The 24,253-nt window shown below is 67.3% G+C and carries 19 protein-coding genes, 1 tRNA gene and 1 riboswitch; of the genes, 8 read left to right on the top strand and 12 right to left on the bottom strand.

The annotated features are described in order from the left end of the window. Window positions 1–86: 86 nt before the first annotated feature. The gene (locus tag FN821_RS10955) at window positions 87–1,646 is read right to left on the bottom strand and encodes a GmrSD restriction endonuclease domain-containing protein (RefSeq protein ID WP_131172633.1); all 1,560 of its coding nucleotides are present in this window, start codon (window positions 1,644–1,646) and stop codon (window positions 87–89) included. Window positions 1,647–1,762: 116 nt separating this feature from the next. On the opposite strand from FN821_RS10955, the gene FN821_RS10950 reads away from it, so the two are divergent. The 3 genes from FN821_RS10950 to FN821_RS10940 are packed head-to-tail and all read left to right on the top strand — an operon-like array spanning window position 1,763 to window position 8,917. Then, the gene (locus FN821_RS10950) at window positions 1,763–4,897 is read left to right on the top strand and encodes a BPTD_3080 family restriction endonuclease (RefSeq protein ID WP_131172632.1); all 3,135 of its coding nucleotides are present in this window, start codon (window positions 1,763–1,765) and stop codon (window positions 4,895–4,897) included. After that, the gene (locus tag FN821_RS10945) at window positions 4,887–7,586 is read left to right on the top strand and encodes a site-specific DNA-methyltransferase (RefSeq protein WP_131172631.1); all 2,700 of its coding nucleotides are present in this window, start codon (window positions 4,887–4,889) and stop codon (window positions 7,584–7,586) included. Before FN821_RS10950 ends, FN821_RS10945 begins: the two co-directional genes overlap by 11 nt. Further along, complete coding sequence (locus FN821_RS10940; RefSeq protein WP_131172630.1) at window positions 7,583–8,917, top strand: tetratricopeptide repeat protein; 1,335 nt, start codon at window positions 7,583–7,585, stop codon at window positions 8,915–8,917. The genes FN821_RS10945 and FN821_RS10940 overlap by 4 nt, the downstream gene beginning before the upstream one ends. Here the strand turns inward: FN821_RS10940 and FN821_RS10935 are convergent. Together FN821_RS10935 and FN821_RS10930 are read right to left on the bottom strand one after the other, a co-directional pair. Then, window positions 8,905–9,408 (bottom strand): GNAT family N-acetyltransferase, encoded by a 504-nt coding sequence (locus tag FN821_RS10935; protein ID WP_206662094.1) that lies wholly within the window; start codon window positions 9,406–9,408, stop codon window positions 8,905–8,907. The two genes, FN821_RS10940 and FN821_RS10935, sit on opposite strands and share 13 nt — an antisense overlap. After that, the gene (locus tag FN821_RS10930) at window positions 9,398–9,694 is read right to left on the bottom strand and encodes a type II toxin-antitoxin system TacA family antitoxin (protein WP_131172629.1); all 297 of its coding nucleotides are present in this window, start codon (window positions 9,692–9,694) and stop codon (window positions 9,398–9,400) included. Before FN821_RS10930 ends, FN821_RS10935 begins: the two co-directional genes overlap by 11 nt. Window positions 9,695–9,794: 100 nt before the next feature. Between FN821_RS10930 and FN821_RS10925 the strand changes: the two genes are divergently transcribed. After that, window positions 9,795–12,563, top strand: a complete 2,769-nt coding sequence (locus FN821_RS10925; RefSeq protein ID WP_180319764.1) for an ATP-dependent helicase — start codon at window positions 9,795–9,797, stop codon at window positions 12,561–12,563. A gap of 598 nt (window positions 12,564–13,161) precedes the next feature. Here FN821_RS10925 and FN821_RS10920 read toward each other — a convergent pair. The 8 genes from FN821_RS10920 to FN821_RS10895 all read right to left on the bottom strand — a co-directional run bounded on the left by FN821_RS10920 (window position 13,162) and on the right by FN821_RS10895 (window position 19,532). After that, window positions 13,162–14,178 (bottom strand): Fic family protein, encoded by a 1,017-nt coding sequence (locus tag FN821_RS10920; protein WP_131172628.1) that lies wholly within the window; start codon window positions 14,176–14,178, stop codon window positions 13,162–13,164. Between the two features lie 527 nt (window positions 14,179–14,705). Next, window positions 14,706–14,781: transfer RNA gene (locus FN821_RS10915), tRNA-Lys, on the bottom strand. 26 nt (window positions 14,782–14,807) lie between these two features. Continuing rightward, the gene (locus FN821_RS10910) at window positions 14,808–16,346 is read right to left on the bottom strand and encodes a molybdopterin-dependent oxidoreductase (protein ID WP_131172627.1); all 1,539 of its coding nucleotides are present in this window, start codon (window positions 16,344–16,346) and stop codon (window positions 14,808–14,810) included. Window positions 16,347–16,393: 47 nt separating this feature from the next. Beyond that, window positions 16,394–16,522, bottom strand: a complete 129-nt coding sequence (locus FN821_RS14905; RefSeq protein WP_277751029.1) for a hypothetical protein — start codon at window positions 16,520–16,522, stop codon at window positions 16,394–16,396. Window positions 16,523–16,673: 151 nt separating this feature from the next. Continuing rightward, on the bottom strand, window positions 16,674–16,844 hold the full coding sequence (locus tag FN821_RS14305; protein ID WP_165489340.1) for a hypothetical protein: 171 nt from the start codon (window positions 16,842–16,844) through the stop codon (window positions 16,674–16,676). Further along, window positions 16,841–17,101, bottom strand: a complete 261-nt coding sequence (locus tag FN821_RS10905) for a hypothetical protein (RefSeq protein ID WP_131172626.1) — start codon at window positions 17,099–17,101, stop codon at window positions 16,841–16,843. Before FN821_RS10905 ends, FN821_RS14305 begins: the two co-directional genes overlap by 4 nt. A 42-nt stretch (window positions 17,102–17,143) precedes the next feature. After that, on the bottom strand, window positions 17,144–19,000 hold the full coding sequence (locus FN821_RS10900) for an MDR family MFS transporter (RefSeq protein WP_131172625.1): 1,857 nt from the start codon (window positions 18,998–19,000) through the stop codon (window positions 17,144–17,146). A 25-nt stretch (window positions 19,001–19,025) separates the two neighbouring features. Continuing rightward, window positions 19,026–19,532, bottom strand: a complete 507-nt coding sequence (locus FN821_RS10895; RefSeq protein ID WP_131172624.1) for a MarR family winged helix-turn-helix transcriptional regulator — start codon at window positions 19,530–19,532, stop codon at window positions 19,026–19,028. 229 nt (window positions 19,533–19,761) lie between these two features. Between FN821_RS10895 and FN821_RS10890 the strand changes: the two genes are divergently transcribed. Continuing rightward, window positions 19,762–20,463 (top strand): alanyl-tRNA editing protein, encoded by a 702-nt coding sequence (locus tag FN821_RS10890; protein WP_131172623.1) that lies wholly within the window; start codon window positions 19,762–19,764, stop codon window positions 20,461–20,463. Here the strand turns inward: FN821_RS10890 and FN821_RS10885 are convergent, their stop codons facing one another. Continuing rightward, complete coding sequence (locus FN821_RS10885; RefSeq protein ID WP_165489339.1) at window positions 20,464–21,183, bottom strand: YwaF family protein; 720 nt, start codon at window positions 21,181–21,183, stop codon at window positions 20,464–20,466. Window positions 21,184–21,302: 119 nt separating this feature from the next. Between FN821_RS10885 and hisI the strand changes: the two genes are divergently transcribed. The 3 genes from hisI (at window position 21,303) to FN821_RS10870 (ending at window position 24,235) form a co-directional block, all read left to right on the top strand. Beyond that, window positions 21,303–21,713, top strand: coding sequence for a phosphoribosyl-AMP cyclohydrolase (hisI, locus tag FN821_RS10880; RefSeq protein ID WP_131172621.1), 411 nt, complete (start codon window positions 21,303–21,305; stop codon window positions 21,711–21,713). Between the two features lie 461 nt (window positions 21,714–22,174). Beyond that, window positions 22,175–22,308: riboswitch (FMN riboswitch) on the top strand. After that, window positions 22,291–23,184, top strand: a complete 894-nt coding sequence (locus FN821_RS10875) for an ABC transporter permease (RefSeq protein WP_277751028.1) — start codon at window positions 22,291–22,293, stop codon at window positions 23,182–23,184. (Overlaps the previous riboswitch by 18 nt.) A 10-nt stretch (window positions 23,185–23,194) precedes the next feature. Then, entirely contained in the window at window positions 23,195–24,235 is a 1,041-nt protein-coding gene (locus tag FN821_RS10870) for an ABC transporter substrate-binding protein (RefSeq protein ID WP_131172619.1), read from the top strand. The last annotated feature ends 18 nt before the right edge of the window (window positions 24,236–24,253 follow it).

Genomic DNA, 24,253 nt, shown 5'->3' with positions numbered 1-24,253 from the left:
TGATCAGAGCTACTTGGACTTCAGATCATCCCCGGGAAGGTGCGCCCCTTCACGTCACCCCGCCGAGGACCATCCACAGGTTCTGATCATTGCTCGTTGGCCGCCTGATTGATCCGCTTTATGTCTGTGATCCCGAGGACGGCCTCCTGGTAAGCGCGAGGGAAGAGGTGATGGCCCTCGGTGCCTTTGACTGCCGGACGCGACGGATCCATCCAGTCGCGCACGCGTTCGTTGAGCATGAACATGTCGGCGTCCAGGATGTTCAGGGCTGCGAGGTAGCACTGATAGTGAGGCGACAGGCTAGGCCCAGACGTCAGAAGCTGTTGCGGCACGTTGTAGGTCCAGAAATCGGGGGTGAGTTGAGAGCCGATGATTTCGTCTAGCGAGCTTTCGAAGCCGGCTGCGTCGCCCTGGGGTACCGACTCCACGCGGTCCAGGTCCTTCTGGATCTGTGACTCCGAAGATCCTGTGTAGCGAGCCGTCAGCTGGGACATGAACAGCCAGCGGGCAATGAGTGGGCGTAGTTTGGCGAGTTCGACTCGGTACTTGGTGCGTCCAAGGAGAAATAGGACGTACGAGTAGATGACGTTCATGTTCGAGGTGAGGTTCGCCGCCGAGCGGAAACCTGCCGTCTTGATCGAGAGGACGTACTCGGTCCAGCTCACGGGGTCCGTGACGACCGGGAGTGCGGCCTTGAGCTTGTCCAGTTCAGTCTCTTGCCGTACAGAATCGACTTGTCCGGTCGTCTGGTCTTTGGCTTGCAGTGCTGCGTACGCGTCCTGCAAGCGTCCTCGGCCCTGTCCCAGCGCCACCATGGCGCGGACGACGTGGCCCGTCTCGACCGCGATGTAGGGGTTGTGGGCTGTCCAGGTGACCTTCTTCCCGGAGATCTCGGACGCCCGTTGCGGGCTGATCCGGGAGTTGCGCGAGAACTCCTCGATCGCCTCACGGCCTGCGGGCCAGAAGACGCTGAGCCACGTCAAGATGTAGTCGTAGGCCTTGAGTCGGACGCCCTCGGAGTTGATCCGCACGAACACGTCAGCGACCAGCCGCTTGTCGGCTTCCCGCTGGATGTGGACGACGTCGAAGAGGTACTTCTTCAGGTCGGTTAGCCGGGCGAAGACCAGCTCCAGACGTTCCTCATCGTCATCGCCGAGAACGTTCCCAGCTTCTCGGTACCGCCTCACGAAGTCCTTCCGCGACATGAAGGGGCTGTCGAAGACTCTGGAGATGTCCTCGAGCCACTGGACGGAACGCGCGAGCGCTGGCGTGCGCACCTCAAACTTCTCGCTGAACGGGTTGAAGGAGATGGTGATGGTCTTCTGCCGGTACGACTCGTCGCGAACGGGAAGCCCCTGCATCGCCGCGTAGAGGCTGGTCAGCCGCTGCTGTCCATCGATGATCTGGTGGCTGGCGTCGAGACGCTCTTGACCCGAGATGTTCCGCGTCTCGCCGTGAGCCGCCACGTCCCAGAACATCAGAATGCCGACCGGATAGCCGCGGTACATCGAGTCGAAGAGGTCGCGAACCTTCGTCGCGGGCCACACGAAAGGACGCTGCAGGTCGGGGAGCTGAATCTGCCCGGTGGTGACGCCGTTGACAAGCTGCTCGACCTGCCAGGCGACAGTCCTGAAGATGGCAGCCACGTCGTGCTCCTTGTCATCGGTCGAAACCAGCCGATTCTTACCCTAGCGACGTCCGAGGTCTCGGCTAGGGTGACGTGCAAGCCTCCCGCAAAGGCGCGGCCGACCAGGGGGAATGCGTGGAAGAGTCACTGTCGAATCCGGTTCTGAACGGGCCCTTCGACGCGCCGACGCGTCACTTCGAGTTGGGTCCTAAGGGTCCGACCGGGGCGATCCTGTCAGGACGCCGACCAAGCGAGTCGTTCATCCCCGTGCCGCAGACCAAGAAGGGCAAGCGGGTCGCCGTCGAGGCCCAGGACGCCCTCGACTTCGACGCCACCCACGAGCGCGTCGAGAAGAACACCCTCATCAACGACCTGCGCAAGGCCGTGGACGCCTGGCGCGCGGCCAACTACCCCGGCTCCACCCCCACCACCAAGAAGCTCCTGCTGCACTGGGCCGACCCCGCCCGCGAGAACCGCGTGCTGTTCTGCCAACGGGAGGCCGCGGAAACCGCGATCTTCTTGGCCGAGGTCGCCGGACGTCGCGTCGAGATAGCCGAGCACCTGCGGACCCCGAACGCCCGCACGATGGAGGTCGCCGACTGGCGCGAGCGACTCGAGGCGGCCAACGCCGAGCACAACGAGGGGCTGCCCCGCATCGCCCTCAAGATGGCCACCGGTTCGGGCAAGACGGTGGTCATGGCGATGCTGATCGCCTGGAACACCCTCAACAAGGTGCAGTCGCCCAACGACGCCCGCTTCGCCAAACGATTCCTGGTCGTCACACCCGGCATCACCATCCGCGACCGCCTGCGCGTGCTCGATCCTGCCGAGCCGGACAACTACTACGACCTGCGAGACCTCGTCCCGGCCGACCTCCGTGCCTTCCTCGGTCAGGCCCAGATCGTCATCACCAACTACCACGCGTTCAACCCCAAGGACTCCAAGGAGATCCGCGGCGTCGCCCGCTTCACCAAGAACATCCTGCTCGCCGGCAAGGCGTCCGACCCGTTCAAAGAGACGGACGCCGCGGTCGTCTCGCGCGTGCTGCGCGGCTGGGGTGTCGGCTCCGGACGCCACCAGGCCGAGATCGTCGTCTTCAACGACGAGGCGCACCACTGCTACGCCGACCGCCAGGAACGCGCCAAGGAGGTCGACGGCTCGGACGCCGACCTAGAGGCCAAGGCCGCCAACGAGCAGGCCCGCGTTTGGTACAAGGGGGTCCGCGCGGTGGCCGGCAGCGTGGGCGTTAAGGCGATCTACGACCTGTCCGCGACGCCGTTCTATCTGCGCGGCTCGGGCTATGCCGAGGGCTTCATCTTCCCCTGGACGGTCTGCGACTTCTCCCTCATGGACGCCATCGAGTCGGGCATCGTCAAGGTGCCGCGGATTCCGGTCGACGACGACGCCGCCCACGATCAGGTGACCTACCTCAACCTCTGGGACGCCATCGGCACCAACCAGATGCTCGCCAAGCGGGCCGCCGACAAGCTGTCCGTCGTCGACTGGCTGATCCCGCCCCAGCTCGAGGGCGCGTTGAAGAGCCTCTACCGCAGCTACTCGGCGGCGTTCGAGACGTGGCAGCAGCATCGCGAAGCGTGGGGCGAGGCGCCGCCGGTGTTCATCGTGGTCTGCCCCAACACGTCGGTGTCGCGTCTCGTCTACGAGTGGATCGCCGGCACCCAGGTCGAGACGCCCACCGGCCCGAAGGTCGTCGACGGCAACTTGGCCCTGTTCAACAACGTCGTCGGCGAGGGCTTCCTGGACCGCCCCCACACGATCCTGATCGACTCGGCCCAGCTCGAATCCGGCGACGCCCTCAAGGACGACTTCAAGAAGGCCGCGTCGTCCGAGATCGAGGTCTTCAAGAACGACTACCGCCGCCGCAACCCTGGTGCCGACGTCGAGGCGCTCACGGACGAGGACCTCCTCCGCGAGGTCATGAACACCGTCGGCAAGCCCGGACGCCTCGGCGAGCCGGTCCGCTGCGTCGTCAGCGTCGCGATGTTGACCGAGGGCTGGGACGCCAACACGGTCACCCACATCCTCGGCATCCGCGCGTTCCGCTCGCAGCTCCTGTGCGAGCAAGTCGTCGGCCGCGGCCTGCGGCGCCGCTCGTACGCGCTCGACGACAACGGCCGGTTCAGCCCCGAGTACGCGTCGGTCTACGGCGTGCCGTTCGCGTTCATCCCGTCCGACAAGCCGCCCCTGGACCCGAAGCCGTCGCCGCCCGCGGTTGACGTGTTCAGCGTGAAGGGGCGCGAGAGCCTGCGCATTACGTTCCCGCACGTCGAGGCCTACCGCCTCGAGATCCCCGACGAGCATCTCTATTTGGACGCCGACGCGGCGCCTCGCTATCGGGTCGGGCGCTCGACGGTCCCGACCTGGACGGAGAACGCGCCGATCGTGGGCGAGGTCGAAGTCATCGAGGACGAGTCGGGGCCGCTGCGCCCCCAGTCAGTGGCGTTCCGCCTGGCCAAGCGACTGCTTAAGCACAACTACATCGTCGGCAGCGACGAGCGCCCCTGGCTGTTCCCGCGGCTCGTCGAGATCTGCCGCGAGTGGATCGACACCTGCGTCGACCTCGAACCGGGCTTCGACATGGGCACGCTGGTGCGGTACGCCGAGTTCGAGTCGGACGCCTGCGAGGCGATCTACCAGGCGGTCTCCAGCCAGCACGGCAACGAGCGCGCCCGGATGCGGGTGATCCTGCGCCTCGCCGACCCGGTCGGCGACACCGGCTCGGTGAAGTTCGTCACCCACAAGGCGACCGTCGACGTCGCCAAATCGGAGGTCAACCGGGTGGTGCTCGACGGGCCTGGCGGCAACACCTGGGAGGAGCACGTGGCCCAACTGATCGAGGGCGGGCACCTGCCGCAGGTGGCCGCGTTCGTCAAGAACGACCACCTCGGCTTCACCATTCCCTACGTGCACAAGGGCCGCACCCACGCGTACGTGCCCGACTTCCTGCTGAAGCTGAACCGGCGCGACGACGCCGACCTCGACCGGGTGCTGATCGTCGAGGTCTCCGGCGGGCTGAAGTCGGCGCATGCGCCGGGCTCGATCCAGGCCAAAGCCGACACCGCCCGCGACTCGTGGTGCGCGGGCGTCAACAACCACGGCGGCTTCGGCCGCTGGGGGTACGTGGAGATCACCAACAAGGACGCCTCGCTGGCCGACCTGCGGGCCGCCATCGCCGCCCTGTACGCCGATGGACCGATCATCGGCGACCCCGACCGACTCGACTACGCCGAGGTGCACCGTGGCTCGTAAACCCGCCACCCCAAAGGGCCCGACGCCCATCGAGAGCATCGTCCACGACGACAAGCGCTCGAACATTCCCACCGCGGACGCCCAAGACTTCGTCCCGCCTGAGGTCGAGGCCATGCAGCGGGTGGCGTACGACCGCGACCCGAGCCTGGACCCGCAGCTGATCTGGCGCGGCAAGTACCCCGACGACCGGTTGGACGCCGCCGGCGCGCTGGGCGTTGACGCTCCGCCCATCTATATCCAGGAGAAGATCGACCCCCGCGTGCTGGTCGAGAACCTGCGCCGCACCACCGAGCGGGCCGAGGACGAGCCGGAACTCACCCTCTTCGACGCCTTCGACGGACTCGACGAGTTGGACGCCGTCGACTTCTACCGCCACCAGGCCAACTGGTCGAACCGCATGATCCTGGGTGACTCGCTGCAGGTGATGGCCTCGCTCGCCGAGCGGGAGAGCCTGCGCGGCAAAGTCCAGATGATCTACATCGACCCGCCCTACGGCATCAAGTTCGGCTCCAACTGGCAGGTCAGCGCGAGGCAGCGCGACGTCAAAGACGGCAAGATCTCGGACGCCGCCCGCGAGGCCGAGCAGATCAAAGCCTTCCGCGACACCTGGGAGTTGGGCATCCACTCCTACCTGGGCTACCTGCGCGACCGGCTAATCGCCGCGCGCGAACTACTCACCGAATCGGGGAGCTGCTTCGTCCAGATCGGCGACGAGAACGTGCACCTGGTCCGATCACTGATGGACGAGGTGTTCGGCGCCGAGAACTTTGTCGCTCAGGTGATGTTCTCAACAACCAGCGGATTCACTCAGGCACGCACTTTGCCGAGGTCGGGTGATTTCGTTCTTTGGTATGCAAGACACGAACCCAGAGTGAAGTACCGTACCGTCTGGCGTGAGTCGAAGGATCGTCAAGGTTACGACTGGCTGCACCTAGCTGACGGCACCACCAGAGGAAAGACGGCTGCGGAGAAGAGGGGGCAAGCGGAACTCCCCAGCGATTCGCGGGTGTACAAGCCTGGAGATTTGCAGTCACAGGGCGCGGCGACAGTGCCGCAACCGTTCATTTTTCGTGGTCGAACTTATTCGCCCGGTGCCAGCTCACATTGGAAGGCGAGCTTCCCCTTAGGGATGGCCCGTCTTGCACTCGCTGATCGAATCCACGTCGCCCGAAACAGCATCCAGTTCATTCGGTATGAGAGCGATTTTGGATGGCAACCTCAGACGACATCGTGGACCGATACCGCGACGGGTTCGTTTACCGACGAGAAGCTGTACGTCGTTCAGACGAACACGAAGGTCATCGAGCGATGCCTCATGATGTGCACGGACCCCGGTGATCTGGTGCTCGACCCGACCTGCGGGTCGGGTACCACCGCGTTGGTGGCCGAGCAGTGGGGGCGCCGCTGGATCACCATCGACACCTCGCGCGTGGCCCTGGCTCTTGCTCGGCAGCGGCTCATGGGGGCGAAGTTCCCGTTCTACCTGCTGGCCGACTCCGACAAGGGCCGGGCCAAGGAGCAACAGGTGACGCAGAAACTCGCGCCGCCGGCGTCCGTCTCGAACGACATGCGGCACGGGTTCGTCTACGAGCGGGTGCAGCACATCACGCTCAAATCCATCGCGAACAACCCCGACATCGTCGAGGGCATGTCGCGCGAGCAGATCGACGCGGCGATCAAGAAGCATGCCGACTTCGAGCTGCTGTACGACCGCCCCTACGAGGACCGTGGGGTCGTCCGGGTGACGGGCCCGTTCACGGTCGAGAGCCTTTCCCCGCACCGCTCGCTGGCGTTCGCGGGCGGCGAGCAGGGGCGTCCGGCGTCCGAAATCGCGGCGGAAACCGACGGGTCCGGCACGTCGTTCGAGCAGACGATCCTGGAGAACCTGCGCAGGGCGGGCGTCCAGAACGGGCGGACGGCGGAGCGGATCAAGTTCGAGTCCCTGGACCCGCACGCCGGCACCTACGTGCAGGCGATCGGCGAGGGGACCAGCGGGGAGGCGTCCCTGCGGGTGGGAGTGGCGATCGGTCCGCAGTACGGGATCGTGTCGCCGGCGTTCGTCAAGGACGCGGCGCGCGAGGCGATCCGGGCGGGCGACGTCGACCTGCTGTGCGTCCTGGCGTTCGCGTTCGATCCGCAGGCGACCGGGGTGACGACCGAGCAAGGCGTCACGGTGGAGACCGCCGATGCCGGGTTTGCCCAGGTAGCGGGCGAACGGCAGCTGGGGCGGGTGAAGGTGCTGCTGGTCCGGATGAACGTCGACCTGCTGATGGGCGAAGACCTCAAGAAGACCGGCGCCGGCAACCTGTTCACGGTGTTCGGCGAGCCGGACATCGACGTGCGGTCCACCGGCGACGACCGGGTGGTGGTCGAGCTTCGCGGTGTCGACGTCTACGACCCGGCGACCGGCGAGGTGCGCTCGCACGACACCGGCCGGATCGCGCTGTGGATGATCGACACGGACTACAACGAGGAGTCGTTCTTCGTCCGGCACTGCTACTTCACCGGCGGCGGCGACCCGTACAAGCGGCTCAAGACGGCACTCAAAGCCGAGATCGACGAGGACGCCTGGGCGTCGCTGAACTCGACGGTGTCGCGCCCGTTCGCGAAGCCGACCGAAGGCAAGATTGCGGTCAAGGTGATCAACGACTACGGCGACGAAGTGATGAAGGTCTTCGAGGTGGGATGAGCGACCAGGTGAAGTGGCACGAGCGGGAGCTGACCAAGAAGGCCTTGGAGGTGTTCGCGGTCGAATGCAGCCACCGTGACCACGATTTGTGTGGGGGTAGCGGCTCATGTCTTGACCTCCTGGGCGAACTGATCCAGAGCAGGTCTGAGGCCGAGCAGGCGCGCTCCTTCGACGCCATGCGAGAAAGGCTTCTGCACCGGTACGAGCAGCCGAGCGCGGACTGGACTACCTCTGCCCTGCTACGGACAACGCTCGACTTGATCCTCATTCCGCCGCTCGAGAACTGGCTCTGGCGTTCGATCGCTATCACGACCGCGTTGGCACGGCTCGGCGAGAGAGGGCTGTCGCCGGACGCGGTCTTGCGGAGCGGATTTCGCAAAGACCTCACGCAGCGGACGTTGCGGACAGCCTCATCGTTCCTCGCTGCGGAGCGGGCCGGGAATATTGCGCCTGCCGACACACCCGCCTTCCTACGCGCGTGGTGTGACCTGCTCGCGCAGGACCCGGTATGCGAGGATGTCGGGCCGATGGTGTCACTGTCCGCGCTGTCCCCGAGTGTGTGTCGTGTGGTGGAGGATTGGGCTGATAGGGCGGCCGTCGGGCACCTGCTGAGCTGGCGGCTCAACGACTACCAGCCGGTGGAACGCAGCGCAGAGGACATGGTCTTCAGCGGTGGCAAGGACGCAACGATTTGGATCTGCGACCGACTGGCGAGGACGTACCTAGGCGAATGGAAGGCGTCCAGCCTGCATTGGGAACTCGCCTACCGGCACGCTCCCACGGAGGTCGCAATCTGGGCTGGAGTGAACCCTGCCATCCTCGCCGAACGGACCGTCACCGAGGGCATGGTGACGCAGGAACTGCGCAAGCGATTGACCCGGCCCGGGCTCCGCGATGATGTCGCGAACGTCGCCGCAGAGGACCTTGTCCCGAGCGTTGCACTTCTCCTTCAGCAAGGGAACCCGATCGCAGCCCGACAACAGGCACAGAACGCCTATCAGGCCTACCCCGCCGATCCAGTGCTCGCGATGGCCTACGCCTTCTGCTTGATTCCTTTGGATCGACGCGAAGCCTGTCGGATTCTTGCGCACCTAAAGCCGGACAGGCCCGAGGCGCGTGCGCTGGTGACGGCCAATCTCGCGGTGTGCGACCTGTTTGATGGGCGATTGGCCGATGCGGTCACGCGAGCATCAACGATTGACGTCATCGGTTTGGTCGACACAGTCTGGTTGTGGGATCCGCAGTCGGCCGTTCAGGGCGTCGCTGAGTTGCGGCTCGAGTGCTTCGCTGAGTGGCTACCCCGACTCTTGGCAGTCGCTCAATCGACGTAACGCTCCAGAGCCTTGACCGGCACCATCAGGTGGAGATCCTCGACGGGTGACTGAAGGAAGTCGCCGTTTCGAAGGTAGAATTCCTTTGCCGATTCATCCCGGCAGTGGACTAACACGGCGGCGGCACCGATGCTTTGGCTCAACGCCACCGCCCGCAACAGGGCGTCCCGCAGCAGTTCCCACCCGAACCCTGCACCTTGCGCAGATCGATCTACGGCAAGGCGCGCCAGCAGGATGCAGGGAATCTGGGACGGGCGTCCTTTCTGCATCTCTGCCGGCGCACCCGCCTGCGCCACGGCAGCCATGGTGATGGCGTAGTAGCCGACAACTCGATGCCCGTCGGTGATGACGTAGGTCGTGGCGTTGTTGGCCTGCTGGTTCTGCCACGAGTACTTTTCTAGCCACTCATCGAGCTCCGCAGCCCCGCTGTCGAACCCCTTCCGGACATCCGAGTGCTCCAGCTTGCGCGGCGCGGTGAAGTCAGTTGTCACGATCGGCGAAGCGGGACTGCCTGGAGAACAGGCGATCGAACTTGATCGTCGTCGGCAAAGGGGCGTCCAGGAGCCGAACGAACTCGGCGAACTGGTCGTCAGTGGCGGTGAACCAGCGGCGGTCGGCCAGCACGCGCTCGGCCTGGTCAACGGCGCTGCCGAGGATGAACTCGGTCAGCGAGTGGTCCGTCGCTTCGGCTGCTCGCCGCAACAGGTTCTTCTGGCGCTCCGTCGTTCGCAGGTTGATGATTTCGTTCTTGACCGCGCGAGCGGTGACCTCGGACATGACGATCCCTTTCGTGTATGCACATCATATATACACCCCTGTGGGCAGCGTCAAAAGCGTGGTTCAGAAACTGTCGGTCACCTCCGGCAGGATAGGCAAGGTGATCAGCTACACCTCCAGCCAGCGTGCCGCGATCGAGTGTGTGGACCGCAACCTGCAGATCGTGGCCTGCGCCGGGTCAGGCAAGACCGACGTGGTCTCGCGGCGCATCGCCGAGTTGTTGCTCGTGCCCGGGGTCGAGCCGGCCAACATCGTCGCGTTCACGTTCACAGACAAGGCGGCGGCCGAGTTGAAGGACCGTGTGCTGCGGCGCGTCCAGGATGCCGGCGGCTCCACGCTCGGGCTAGCGGAGATGTTCATCGGGACGATGCACGCGTACTGCCTCGACGTCCTGCAGCGGCACGTGCCCGAGACGTTCCGCTACCGGGTCCTCAGCGACGTCACAAATCGACTCTTCATCGACCGGCACTCCAAGGAGGCGGGCCTGACTAGCTGCCCCACGCGCCTGGCGTCCACGCCCACGCTGTATCGCTACCGGGATTCGCGCCTCTATCAGCAGGTGCTCTCGGTCTTGCGCGAGGACGAGGTGGACGACGCAGCAGTCCCCGATCAGGTCTGGGATTCATTCGCCCAGTACATCCGGCTGCTCGGAAAGGCGTCCTACTTCGACTACACACAGATGATCCTCACCGCGGTCGAGCTCCTCGAGGACGTCGACGACGAACGTGGTCGGGCGATCCGCGACCACGTGCTCGGCGCGCTGAAGTACCTCGTCGTCGACGAGTATCAGGACGTCAACCCGCTCCAAGAGCGGCTGATCCGAGCGCTGACCAGCGGGGGATCGAACCTCTGCGTCGTTGGAGATGACGACCAGACCATCTACCAGTGGCGTGGCAGCGAGGTCAGCAACATCCTGACGTTCGCCCAGCGCTACGAGGGCGTCGAGACCGTGGTGCTCGACGATAACTTTCGGTCGAGCAAGGGAGTCGTCGACCTGGGGCGGACGGTGGCCGAGTCGTTGCCGGCCGGCGCGCGTCTTGCAAAGACCATGACTGCCGCCGGCCACCAACAGTGGCAGCGCGGCGATCTGCTGGCCCTCACGTTCGACTCCCCACAGGCGGAGGCGTCCTGGATCTGTGACCGCATGGTCGAGCTGCGCGGCGTCCCATTTGTCGACGGTCCGGACGCCGCGGCGCGGGGTCTCTCCTGGTCCGACTTCGCGGTGCTCTACCGGTCCGTCGCCAAGGACGCCGACCCGCTGGTGGACGAGCTCAGGCGCCGCGACATCCCGTATGTCGTAAAAGGCCTCAACCGGCTGTTCCACTCAGCGGAGATCGCGGCTGTCGTGACGGTCTTCGCCTACCTCGTCGGCGAGGTGGGTAGCGAGACGGTGCAGTCCGCCTGGGAGAACGCCGAGATCGTGCCGAGTGGACGCGATTGGAAGTCCGCCTTCGGCGTCCTCGAGACGGCCCGCGCCATCAAGGCAGGGGCACGTTGGGGTGTCTACAACATCCAGCGCCTCTACCTCGACCTCCTTGCCGCGCTGGAAGTCCGCGAAGACACCATCCCCGGCACGCCCGCGCGGGCTGAGCTGGTCTTCTACCAGTTGGGCAAGTTCAGCCAGGCGATCTCGGACTTCGAAGAGATTCACTTCCAGTCGGCGCCTGCGGCCAAGTACCGCGCGTTCCGCGACTGGCTGACCCACCAAGCGCCCGACTACTACGCGGAATCCGACGCGGACGTGGGCTACGCCCAGCCCGATGCCGTGGTCATCTCGACGGTCCATCAGGCGAAGGGAATGCAGTACCCGGCCGTGTTCGTCCCGTGCCTGCGGCGGAACCGATTCCCATCCAAGCGGCACGGCGGCGTCGGCCTATTCCATGTCATTCCGGACGTCGCGGTGGCCCAGCCCGACCGCTATCGCGGAACGGTTGAGGACGAAACCCGACTGTTTTACGTGGCCGTGACGCGCTCGCAGAAGTACCTGGCGATGAGCTTCTCGCCCGGTGGAAACCAGCTCTTCGCCAGGCCGTCGGACTTCATGCGGCTGGCGTCCACGAACCAGCACGTTTCCACGAAGCACACGTGGCTGGGCCCGTCGATCCAGCGACTGGCGCCCACCCCCCGGCGCGCGACTCCGCAGGTCACGCTGACGTTCTCGGAGTTGAAGTACTTCTTCGACTGCCCATACCAGTTCAAGATCCGCTTCCTGTACGGCTTCAACCCGCCCCTTCATGAGGCGCTGGGCTACGGGAAGGGCCTTCATGACGCGCTCGCCGAGGTGCACAAGCGCGCGCTCGATGGCGTTTTGCTCACGACGGCTGACGTCGAGGATCTCGTTGACCGGCACTTGCACACCCCCTACGCGTACCCGGCACTGCGCGAGAACCTGGTGCAGTCGGCACGGGCCGCGCTGGAGCGGTACTTCGACGCCCACGGCCGCGAGATCCCGAACACGATCCACTCGGAGAAGCAGATCCAGGTCCATCTCGGTGAAGGGGTCGTCGTCGACGGACGCGTCGACCTCATTAGGCGGCTCGACACCGACGAGGTGGCAGTCGTCGACTTCAAGTCGACCGAGCGCGCTCAGCCAGAGGACGTCACCCGCGACCAGCTGCACGTCTACGCGCTTGGCTATGAGGAACTGGTTGGCGAGAGCCCGGACCTCATCGAAGTCTTGAACCTCGACGACAAGGGGAAGTCCACGCGGGAAGAGGTCGAGGCACCCCTATTGGCGGCTGTGCGTCACCGCGTCCTGGAGGCTGGTAATCAACTCAGGGCAAACGACCTTCCACGGCACCAGTCTTGGTGTCGCGCGTGCGACAAGTGCGATGTAGCGGACCTGTGTCGCAGCAGGCGCGACGCGTGACAGTGATGCGCTGAGACCTTCTCCAAGAGCGAGGCGGCAGTCACAGGTGGAGTAGCGCCGACCCCGCCACGGGCCCCGACCACCAAGGCCGGAGCCCGCCCCGCACCGATCAACCGGGGGTTGATTCGGGACAGTCACACCACAGATGCAGTGGGTGTGTGGGAGGAGATCCTGGGGGTACGTCGGGCGACTTCTATGCCTGGGCCGTTGCGCAAGGAACGTCCTCGCGACCGAGTCGGGCATGGTGGTGAGGCGGGTTCTTCTGGCCGGATGGACGCAGAGACCGAGGAGCGAGGAGCCGGGCTGCCGAGGCTCGAATGATGCCGACCTTCGGCGTTGATGAGCTAACGACCTCTGTCTCCTGCTCGGTGCCCATCTTGACGTTCACCCCGAGAACGCCGTTGACGACTTTGGGCCCGCCGAGAGGACCGGTGACTGGCGGTCCAGTCACATGACTGGAAAGACGGTCATGGCTCGCCAGTTCGTGCACCACAGCGCCGTCCGGTCTGGATGAGCGGTGGGGTGCCCCCTTCCCGGGGGGAACTCCTGTTGAGGTCGCGATCTCCCGTCGAGTCTGGCCGTCAACTGCTGCCGTCAGTCACGCCTGTCTCGGTCCTGCGTGGAGTCGGGACTGCTTGTAGTCCTCGACGGCTCGTCTGCTGCTGAGCCAGACGCCGTCCGAGCCTTGCTGCGCGTCGAGGCGTCCGCGCGCGGCCGCTCTGCGGAGTGCAACCAGCGAAATGTCGGCGTCCATGAGTGCGGCCAATGGGATGAGCCGAGCTGGGCCGGCGATGCTGGGCAGGATGAATCGGTGGAGGTTGTCGGTCATCGCACGGGCGAGGAGTTCACCCAAAGGTCCGTAATCGCCCTGGTCAGCGCGTCCCAACGCCGTCAGGTAGTGGGGGCGCTGCTGTTTGAGGATGACGACCGGCGGGTAGCCCAGCCGGACGAGCATCAGGTTCAACACGAGGCGTCCGGTCCTGCCGTTCCCGTCGATGAAGGGGTGAACGCGCTCGAAGGCGCAGTGTGCCTCCGCTAGGCGCTCGGTCAACGGGCGGGTCTCGTCTGTCGGGCCGCCGAGGAGATCGTGAACGCGCGTGACCCAGTCCTCTAGGGCCGCGGGCACGAGCGGCCAGGTGGGTGGTTGCATCGCTTCGGCGAAGGGGTGCAGTTCATGCCGGCGGAAGTTGCCAGGTGACTCCTGATCGCTGGCGTCTGGATGCGGCGCGACGCTCCAGACCGGAGTCATTGCCACGTGGTGGATGTTCCGGACTTCTTGGACACTCACCAGCGGGCGGCCATCACCCTCGTTCGGGCTCGACGCCTGGGCATACACCCACTCCGCGGCCTCGGCGTACCCCTTCACCTCCAGGTACTCCTTGAGCGGCTTCGCACCGACGGCCTGTGCACGGTCGAGGAGTCGCTCAACCTCTTTCAGGACGAGGGTGTTGCCCTCCAGCGCCGTCGAGTGATGTGCCTCAAGGTGCCAGATGTCGCGCCACACGTACACCGACTCGCTCGGGGTGGGTAGGCCGCCGAAGCGTTGCCGCAAGTCGTCTAGGGCCGCATCGAGGCGCTGATAGATGGTCGATCTCGACGGACGTCCTCTGGTCATCGTCGCTCCTGTTGTCATAGCTGTGCGTTACCAAAATGACCTTACCAACTTGGAAAGTTGTCGCAAGGTATAGGTGGGGAATGGTTCTTACCAACTCGGCGTCCGGATTGTTACCCGACGCGGGGTGAGCAAGGGGATCGTTCTACTCAATCTGATCATGACAAGCGAAGACGTCCCAGGCCTGCCGGGGGTACGAGAAAGGGAACGTCGATTTGGTCCGCTGTGTTCGCGTAGGGGACTCCCGCCGCCATATGCAGACGAAGCTCCTATTCGCTGCTGGTCTTCACCCGGTCACCGGCGCGCCTCGGCCAGCGGTCCTCGCTCTTCGCGGACGAGTCGACGCCTTTCGAGGTCGAGCTGGGACGCCGTGCGGCGTCCTGGTCGGATGCCCAGGCGCTGGCGCAGTCGATGCCGCTGCCCGCTAGAGTCGCCCAGCAACTCCGCACCGAGCTGGGCGCCGAGTGGTTCCAGGCCGAGTTCGGAGGTGTCATCCGGGGTAAAATACCTAGTCGTTGCGCTGAAACTGCTGGTGGGCCCACTGGGGATCGAACCCAGAACCCACGGATTAAAAGTCCGTTGCTCTGCCGGTTGAGCTATAGGCCCCGGCCGGACACTCTACCGAAACCCGGTCACCCCACGACCACGGCGACGGTATGCAACCCGGACGCTCCATCGGGGAACGGCGTCGCCATGGTTTCGTCCTGCGCCACCCCGTTGGCGTCGACCACCCGTACCTGCAGCCGATGCTCCCCGGCAGCCGCGTCCCACATGTACACCCACTGCCGCCAGAACTGGACGCCAGCGTCCGGACCGAGCGTCGCGTCCAGCCACGGTCCGCCGTCTACCCGCACCTGCACTGCCCGGACGCCGACCTCCGGCGCCCACGCCGCACCGCCAACCTTCACCGTCCCGACCGGCACGCGCGAAGACCCCCGAGGCACCTCGATCCGCGATCCGCCCTTCATCGGCGCCTGGGCCGCCCAGCCGCGCTGGGTCCAGTACGCCTGCGCGGACGCGTACGTCGTCACCTCGAGGCCGATGAGCCACTTCGTCGCCCCCACGAACCCGTACAGCCCCGGCGTCAGCAACCTCGCCGGATACCCGTGCTCCGCCGTCAGCGCCTCGCCGTTCATCCCATACGCCACCAGCGCGCCCCGCCCGTCCAGCAACGCCGCCAACGGCGCCGACACCGTGAACCCGTCCACGGACCGCCCCAGCACCATGTCCGCCCCCGCCTGGACGCCTGCCCGCGCAAGCAACTCCGACGTTCGCACGCCGAGCCACCGCGCCGACCCGATCAGCGGACCCCCCACGTCGTTGCTCACGCACGCCAACGTCACGTTCTTCTCGATGGCGTCCATGGCCAGCAGCTCGTCCCACCCGAGAGTGAACGGCCGATCGACCAGCCCCGACACCGACAGCTTCCAGGTCGCGGCGTCCACCTGCGGCACGGCGAGCGCGGTGTCGATCCGGAAGAACTCGGACGCCGGCGTCACGAACGCCGACAAGCCCGGCACCTCCGCCTCCAGTCCGACGGGCAGCGGCGCCGACGACCGCGGCGGAAGGGTGACGCGCGGGCGTCCGACCCCGGGAACCGCCGCCACGACCGACCGCACGCCCTCTCCCAGCACCCAGCCCGCGACCCCGAGCGCCCCCAGGCCTACGCCCATCCGAAAGAACCGTCGTCTGGACGCCGCGTCCACGACCTCAGTGGACGCCGACAGTCGCGTCAGCCCCCAGGCCGCCACGCCGAACGCGACCAGCGCGGGCAGCCACCACAAGAGCCGGCGTCCCGGATCAAGCGCGGCCGCCGCGAGCGCCACCAGCGCCAACAGCCCACCGGCCACCACCCCGAGCCGGACCGAGCGCTGCCAGACCACCCCCACCACGGCCCCGAGCCCCAGCGTCACGACGAGAGCCACGCCGATCAGGACGGCCTTGTCGGCGGTCCCGAAGACAGAAACGGCCCACTCCTTCAGCGGACCCGGAACCACATCAACGGCCCGAGACCCTACCGCCACCAGCGGCGACGAGCTCGGACCGACGATGCCGGCCACCAGGTGCGAAACCCCTAGTCCGGACGCGACCGCCAGCACCCCGGACGCCGCGGCCCGCGTTCGCGGTCGAGTGCCGGATGCGCCGTCAAGGTCTGCCCGGGTCGTAGCCATGGCTCACCGTGCACGCTGCTCGCGGCAAAGTCGAGCCCCCGGCGTCCTTAGTTCTCGCGAGACAGCAGCGCCAGCCGCATCGCGCTCGCCTGCCGGATCGCCTCGGACGCCGTCTCCTTGGAGTTCTGCCGCAGCCGGCCGTCCGTCGCGGACGCCAGCGAGCAGTTGAACGCCACGAACGCCGCCAGGAACCCGGCGCCCGCAGGTGCGCCTCGGTGAGCACGTCCGTGTGCGTCGGCCCGACGTACTTCACCAAGACCCCGGGCGCCGTCCGCGTCCACGCCCCGGCCAGCGCTTCGCGGAACTCGGACGCCGACGCGAACGTCGTCAGCGACTCCAGTGCACCACGATCTGGATCACCCCGACCCCGATCACGTACAGCAGCTTCTCGGTCGCGAGGTCGAGGCTCGGTTCGTCGTTCGTGAACGGCGCCGCCGCTAGCGTCAGGACCGGCGCCAGCACGAACGCCGCCGCCTGGAGCCAGCCGATCGCCTTCACCGCGACAAGGGCCGCCGGCGACGGATCATGGTGGAGGCCACCCACGTCCCCACCACGACCGCAGCGCCGAGCAGCAGCGCCTGCCCCAGTCCGAGCGCCGTCGTCAGCGTCGTCGACACCATCATGAGCAGGAACCACACGACGAGGGCCGGCGTGGCCCGCTCCGACGGGGACGTCGCCAGCGGCGTCCCCGACAAGAGCGGGGTCAGTCCGCGGCGACGAAACCAGCCGTCGACCGTCTCGGTGACCGCCGCCATCGCGCCTCCCATCGTCCGCGGACCATCCGTCCGCGCGCGAGGCTACTGGCTGGCGCGGCGCGCGGCCGGTTGGTCGGGGCCGAGTTCGTCCATCGTGTGGCCACCTGACTCCCAGGACGCCGCGTCGACGAGATCGTCGACGACGCGCCGCGGGCGCAGTTCGGACGCCGACGCGTCGGCCTCGTCCGTCGGAGCGTCCCCGGCGTGGCCCGCGGAGACCAGAGCACCCTCGGCGTCCGATCGCTTCGCGGCCTCCTCGGCGAGGGTCGCGGCAGCGGACTTGTTCGAGAGCTTGATGTTCGGCATGAACAGCAGGATCACGAAGCCGACCGCACACACCGCAGCGCCGAGCAGGAAGACCTGGTCCATGGACTGGCTGAAGCCGACCTTGAACGGGTGCGCCAGCACGGGGTCCAGCTTGCCGATGATCGACGAGTCGCTCGCCACGCCCGACAGAGCCGACGTGTCACCCTTCATCAGCGCCTGAGCGAAGCCCTTGTTGACCGCGTCCCCGGACTTGAGCGCGTTCGCGATCGCCGTCTTGAACTCGGTGGTGCCGGACGCGTCCTTGAAGGCGTTGGCGATGTTGTCACCCAGCGAGTTGAACAACACGGAGATGAACACCGCGACGCCGGCGGTGCCGCCGATCTGGCGGAAGAACGTCGCGGACGACGTCGCCATGCCCATCTCGCGCGGGTGCACGGACGCCTGCACGGCCAGCGTGAGCGGCTGCATGGTGTTGCCCAGCCCGAAGCCGAAAAAGAACATCGCCGTCATGAACTGCCACAGGGGCGTGTCGGCGGTGACCTGGGAGAACGCCAGCAGCGTCGCCACCATGAGGCCGATGCCGATGAGCGGGAAGATCCGGACGCGTCCGGTGCGCGACATCAGCTGGCCCGACAGCACCGAGGCGATCATCATGCCCAGCACCATCGGCAGCATCAGGAAGCCCGAGCCCATCGGGGTCGCCGAGTGCACGATCTGCAGGTACTGCGGGATCGTGATCATGCCGCCGAACATGCCCGCGCCGATCGCGAAGCCGCCGGTCAGGCCGATCAGGATGGTGCGGTTGCGGAAGATCCGCAGCGGGATCAGCGCGTTATCGCCCTGGCGCCACTCGACCGCGATGAAGGCCAGCACTCCGACCACGGCGATGGCGTAGCAGATCAGCGACTCGCGGGAGGTCCAGCCCCACGTGCGGCCCTGCTCGGCCACCAGCAGCGCCGGAACGAGCCCGACGATGAGGAAGAACGCGCCCGCCCAGTCGATCGAGGCCTGCTTGCGCACGTGGTGCAGCTTCAGCGTCGCGGTGACCGTGAGGAACGCGATGATGCCGACCGGCACGTTGACCAGGAACACCCAGCGCCAGCCGGTGATGCCGAGGAGGGCCGGTGCCTCGGCGAAGAAGCCGCCCACGATGGGTCCGAGCACGGAGGACGTGCCGAAGACCGCCAGGAAGTAGCCCTGGTACTTCGCGCGCTCCCGCGGCGGCACGATGTCGCCGATGATCGCCAGGGCGAGCGACATCAGGCCGCCCGCGCCAAGCCCCTGCACTGCGCGGAACGCGGCCAGCATGTACATCGAGGTCGAGAACGTGCACAGCAACGAGCCGACGACGAAGATCGTGATGGCACCCAGATAGAAGGGCTTGCGTCCGTAGAGATCGGAGAGCTTGCCGTAGATCGGCGTCGCGATCGTCGAGGTGATGAGGTAGGCCGTGGTCACCCACGCCTGCTGGTCGAGCCCGGAGAGGTCGTCTGCGATCGTCTTGATCGCCGTGCCAACCACGTTTTGGTCGAGGGCCGAGAGGAACATCCCGGTCATCAGCCCGATCAGGATCGTCGTGATCTGGGCGTGGGTGAGTTCGCCGGCAGGGCGCGGCGCCGCGTTCGAGGTCAAGTGCGTGTCTTCCTGGGTGAGGGTCTTAGTGGGACGCCGTCGGCGCCAGTTCGCGCTCGGAGACCTCACGCTCGAGGTCGGCGGAGAAGCGCAGCAGGTCGGCGCGGAAGCGCTCGAGCTGCTCGGGCGTCCAGTCGCGCAGGATGCTGGCGAACGTCGTCTCGCGCTGGCGTCCGAGTGCTGCGACGGCGTCGCGTCCAGCGTCGGTGAGGGCGACCACCTGAACCCGGCGATCGGCCGGGTCGGTGGTCTTCTCGACGAGCCCGGCGGCGGCCAGGGTGCTCGCGTACCGGCTGATCGTCGAGACGTCCGCGCGCAGCGCGGTGGCGAGGTCTGACACGCGAGCAGTTTCGCAGCGGGCCAGGTGATGGAGCAGGGGATGCGCCGCCGGCTCCAGCCCGGGGGTGAGCCGCGGCGCCCGGTCGCGGAGGCTGTAGAGCAGCTTCAGCGTCCGGATGAGGTCGTGCGACAGCTCGGCCGCGCCGGACGCGGGTCCGGGCGTGGTCGTGGCGGAGTCAGGCAGGACAGTCATTTGCTTGCAGCATACAACTACTTCCACGAGATCGCGACACGGTGTCGCGCGGAGCGGTCGCAGGCAGGTCCCGGCGTCGCAGGTGGCTGCGGTCAGCGATCAGGGAAGTCGGTGGCGTCTCCCGACCGGGACCAAGACCCAGCCAGGGCTGCGGCTCTTCGACGGCCCGGAGACCGCACCGTCGCCCTGGGCTCCGTCGCGACTCGCCGCGACCTGCCACCATGGCCTCATGACCGCACGCCTCGACCTCGAAAACGCCAACGTCACCAGCTGGGTGTCCTGCGCGACCGCCGAGAACGGACGCCTCCGCCTGGACGCGTCCGCGTTCTTCCCGGGCGGCGGGGGACAGCCCGCCGACACCGGACGCGTCCGCTTCTCCAACGGCAACGAGGCCGAGGTCACGGGCGTCCATGTCGTTGACGGCGAGATCGAGATCGAGGTGGACGCCGACGTTCCCGACGGCGTCCACGTTCTCGAATGCGCCCTGGACGCCCCGCGGCGCCGGGCGCTCATGCGCACGCACACGGCGTTCCACATCCTGTCGGCGGTGCTCGGCGAGGACGGCGCCGAGGTCACCGGCTGCCAGCTCGAGCCCGGACGCGCCCGCGGCGACTTCTCCGGCATCGATGCGGCGACGGCCAAGGCGGCCGTCGAGCGGGCTGACGCGCTGGCGTCCGAAGGCCACGAGGTGACGATCGAGCTGCTGCCGCGGGCGCAGTTCGCGGCGGATCCGAGCCTGGTCCGGCTGGCGACCGACCTCGTGCCGGACGTCGACCCGGTGCGGGTCGTCAACATTGCCGGCATCGACCGCCAAGCCGACGGCGGCACGCACGTCATGAACACCGCCCAGATCGGACGCATCGTCTTCGACAAGTTCGAGAACAAGGGCGCCCGCAACAAGCGGATCACCTTCTCGATCGCGGACGCCTGACTAGCCCTGGGCGTCCTTGAGCGCCCACGGCAGCGCCAAGGCCCCGTACGCGGCGAACACCGCGGCGGCCACGTAGGGCAGGTAGCCGGGCCAGTCCGGCAGCTTGTCCAGGACGCTGGACGTGGCCGGCTTGCGGCTCACGAACATGTAGTTGCTGCCCAGCCGCCGGTTCACGAGGTACGCGCCGGCGCCGTGGACGACCGTGCCCGCCATGGCCCGCAGGAGCGAGCCGCGACTAGGGCGGAAGCCCTCGACGAACGTCATCCACCACGGCGCGCCCAGGACCAGCCCGTGGCTGACGAAGAACTGGAAGAACCGGTAGTGCGGGAAGCCGAAGCGGCCGATGTCGGGGGTCAGCAGGGCGATCGTGGCGCCGAAGGTGGCGACGTAATACAGGTGGTCGTAGAGGGTCTGGTTCCGCAGCGCGAGCATGGCTGCGCCGAACCACACCGCGACCGAGCACAGGTGCAGCGGCACCATTTCGCGGGCCGTCCAGGTGCCGGTGGCCAGGCGCCACGCGTGGTAGCTGACTTCCTGGGCGACCAGTCCGGCCGCAAGCCCCACCCGGACCCGTCCCCGGGCCACCGGCGAGGCGTCCTTCATGGTCTTGGCCAGCAGCACCTGTGCCAGCACGACCAGCGTCAGCGCGATCAGGTGGGGCTCTCCGAAGAGCTCGAACTCTCCGCCCTCGAAGGACGACGCGTCCGCGACGAACTGCACGCTGCCTCCTGGGTTGGTGCGAACGACCCTATGCGGCGTCCCGATTGCCGGGGAGGGTAGGCCTCCCCGTCCCCGGTCGCCGAAGGCGCCGACCAGGGCGTCCGGCTAGCATCGGGCGCGTGACCAGCCCCGATCAGCCCGACTTCGCCAAGTCCGGCGGCCTCATCACGGCCGTCACGGTGGACGCCGCCACGTCCGAGGTGCTGATGGTCGCCTTCATGAACGCGGACGCCTACGCGCGCACGCTCTCGACGGGGCTCGTCCACTACTGGTCGCGGTCGCGCGGCAAGCTCTGGTGCAAGGGTGAGACGTCCGGGAACGTCCAGCGGCTGGTCGAGCTGCGCGTCGACTGCGACGCCGACGCCGTCGTCGTCCGCGTCGACCAGACCGGACCCTCCTGCCACGAGGGCTTCCGCAGCTGCTTCTACCGGACGGTCACGCCCGAGGGTCGCTTCGAGGTGGACGCCGAGCGGCTGGCGTCCCCGGAGGAGATCTACGGCACGGCGTCCGCGCCGGACGCCGGCGCGTAATCTGCCGGGCCTGGAGGACAGACGCCTCGGACGCCTCGAGCACCGGTCCTCGGTCCTGATCTACGGTGCGGCCTCGCTGGCCGCGGTCAGCCAAGAGATCGCGGACGCCTCCGTCGAGCGCGCTCTCGCCGCCGGCATCAACCACCTCGACACGGCGGCCACCTAGGCGACTCGGACGAGCGGCTCGGCGCCATGGACTGCTGGCGCGGGAAGGCCTTCCTCGCCACCAAGGTGGAGGAGCGCACCGCGGCCTGACGACCGCCGGCGAGACCCGGCTGCTGGACCGCATCATCGACGCCGAGCAAGCTCGGGCGTCCCTGACCGTCGACGAGGCCACCCGCACCCTCGAAGCGCTGTCGGACGAGCAGTACTCCACCGTCTTCGCCGGCGTGTGACAGCCGCTGCACAGCGGAAAGGGGCGCAGGCGTCCGGTTGGCGGGTCTAGACTCACCCCGATAGCAAAACGTGCTCCGGGGTCGGTGTAACTCCGAACCGGCGGTGATAGTCCGCGACCCGGAGGCTCGCAAGAGCCGAAGGTGGAGCCGGTGGAACTCCGGCACCGACGGTTAAAGTCCGGATGAGAGGCAGCACGGGTCGCCGTGAGGCGTCCGCCCGCGCGCGATCACGCGTGGAGCGGACGCGGCTTGCGGCGTCCGCCGGCCCCGGAACACCCGACCGGGAGAGCCAGATGCCAGCCCAGGCGCCAGACAAGCGGCACCTCGTCGCGCCCTGGGTGCTGCTCGCGATCATCGTGGCCCTGTGGCAGGCCGGCGTCACCGTCGGTGGCATGCCGGCCTTCCTGCTGCCGTCGCCGTCCGGAGTCCTGTCGCGCCTCGTCGTGATGCTGTCGGACGCCGCCACCTGGCCCTACGTCGGCTCGACGATGCTCGAGGCCCTGGGCGGCTGCGTCCTGGGCGCGGCGGTGGCGCTGCCGCTCGCGGTTCTCATTCACCGCAGCCGGTGGGTGAACGCCGCGGTGTCGCCCTTCCTGGGTGCCACGCAGGCGATCCCCGCCATCGCGATCGCGCCGCTGCTGGCCATCTGGGCGGGCTACGGGCTGCGGCCGATCATCTTGCTCTGCGCGTTGCTGGTCTTCTTCCCGATTCTCGTCGCGGCGGTCGTCGGCCTGCGGCACGTCGACCACTCGATCATCGACGCCGCCCGCATGGACGGCGCCGGGCACGCCGCCTTGCTCACCCAGATCGAACTGCCGCTGGCGCTGCCGAGCATCCTCGGTGGCATCCGCAACGGCTTCACCCTGAGCGTCACGGGCGCCGTCGTCGGCGAGATGGTGATCGGGGGCGAGGGGCTGGGTCAGCTGCTCACCATCCAGCGGCAGGTCAACGACACGGCCGGCATGTTCGCCACCATCGTCATCCTCTGCGCGCTCGCGTCCGTCGCCTACGGCGCCATCTACCTGGTCGAGCGCCGCTCGGCCGTCATCCAATCCCTCGCGGGCAACCGCACCTAGGAGAACCCTCATGTCCCTGTCCCGTCGCGGTTTCATCGGACTCGCGGTCACCGGACTCGCCGGCAGCCTCGCTGCGTGCGGGACGGCGTCCACGATCGACGTGCCCTCCTCGGCAGGTGGCGGCTCGTCCAGTGCCGCGCCGGTGCGGGCGACGATCGGTCTGACGTACGTGCCGAACATCCAGTTCTCGCCGTTCTACGTGGCTGAGGCGTCCGGCCTCTACAAGACGACCGGCGCGACCGTGACCCTGCGGCACCACGGGGCGTCCGAGGGGCTGTTCACCGCGCTGGCCGGCGGGAGCGAGGACTTCGTCGTCGCCGGCGCCGACGAGATGCTGCAGGCTCGCGCGCAGGGCCTCGACCTGGTCGCGATCGCGCAGTTCTACCGGAGCTACCCGGTCGTGGGCATCGTCAAGGAGGCCTCGCCGATCAAGTCCGCCGCCGACCTCAAGGGCCGCAGCATCGGCGTCCCCGGGAAGTTCGGGGAGTCCTGGTTCGGGCTGAAGGTGCTGCTCGCCTCCGGCGGGCTCACCGAGGCCGACGTCAAGATCATCGACACGCAGTACACGCAGGTGGCGGCCCTGCGCGGCGACAAGGTCGACGCGATCATGGGCTTCTCGAACAACGACGCGGTGGTCCTGGCCCTCGACGGCGTCGCGGTCCGGACGCTGCCGCTCACGTCCGGCAGCCTGCCGCTCGTGGGGATCTCGCTGATCACCACCCAGAAGTACCTGGACGCCCACCCGGCGGTCGCCAAGGCCGTCGTGGCGGCCTGCATGGGCGGGGTGAATGCCGTGGTGAAGGACCCGGCGGCCGCCGTGAAGACGTCCGAGGACTACATCACCACCCTCAAGTCGGACGCCGCCTCCCGCACCGCCGCCGCCAAGACCCTCGACGCGACCATTCCGCTGCTCAAGGACGCCTCCGGCGCGGTCACCCCGGCCTTCGACGCCGCCCAGTTCGCGGCCATGGCGACGTTCTTGAAGGACCAGGGCCTCGTGGCAGCGGCCGTGGAGCCGACCAAGGCGATGTCCAACGCGTACCAGTCGTGACTCCTCGAGGCTGCGCTG

Source organism: Propioniciclava tarda (assembly GCF_900182665.1).
GTDB classification, from domain to species: Bacteria; Actinomycetota; Actinomycetes; order Propionibacteriales; family Propionibacteriaceae; genus Propioniciclava; species Propioniciclava tarda.
This window is presented reverse-complemented; position numbering and strand designations above follow the sequence as displayed.

What these genes read in the sequence shown, in the direction of transcription:
- FN821_RS10940 (WP_131172630.1), top strand. Translation starts at nt 7,583, where the DNA reads ATGAGCGACCAGGTGAAGTGGCACGAGCGGGAGCTGACCAAGAAGGCC.
- FN821_RS10930 (WP_131172629.1), bottom strand. Translation starts at nt 9,694, where the DNA reads ATGTCCGAGGTCACCGCTCGCGCGGTCAAGAACGAAATCATCAACCTG.
- FN821_RS10920 (WP_131172628.1), bottom strand. Translation starts at nt 14,178, where the DNA reads ATGACCAGAGGACGTCCGTCGAGATCGACCATCTATCAGCGCCTCGAT.
- FN821_RS10910 (WP_131172627.1), bottom strand. Translation starts at nt 16,346, where the DNA reads ATGGCTACGACCCGGGCAGACCTTGACGGCGCATCCGGCACTCGACCG.
- FN821_RS10905 (WP_131172626.1), bottom strand. Translation starts at nt 17,101, where the DNA reads ATGGCGGCGGTCACCGAGACGGTCGACGGCTGGTTTCGTCGCCGCGGA.
- FN821_RS10895 (WP_131172624.1), bottom strand. Translation starts at nt 19,532, where the DNA reads ATGACTGTCCTGCCTGACTCCGCCACGACCACGCCCGGACCCGCGTCC.
- FN821_RS10890 (WP_131172623.1), top strand. Translation starts at nt 19,762, where the DNA reads ATGACCGCACGCCTCGACCTCGAAAACGCCAACGTCACCAGCTGGGTG.
- FN821_RS10875 (WP_277751028.1), top strand. Translation starts at nt 22,291, where the DNA reads ATGAGAGGCAGCACGGGTCGCCGTGAGGCGTCCGCCCGCGCGCGATCA.
- FN821_RS10870 (WP_131172619.1), top strand. Translation starts at nt 23,195, where the DNA reads ATGTCCCTGTCCCGTCGCGGTTTCATCGGACTCGCGGTCACCGGACTC.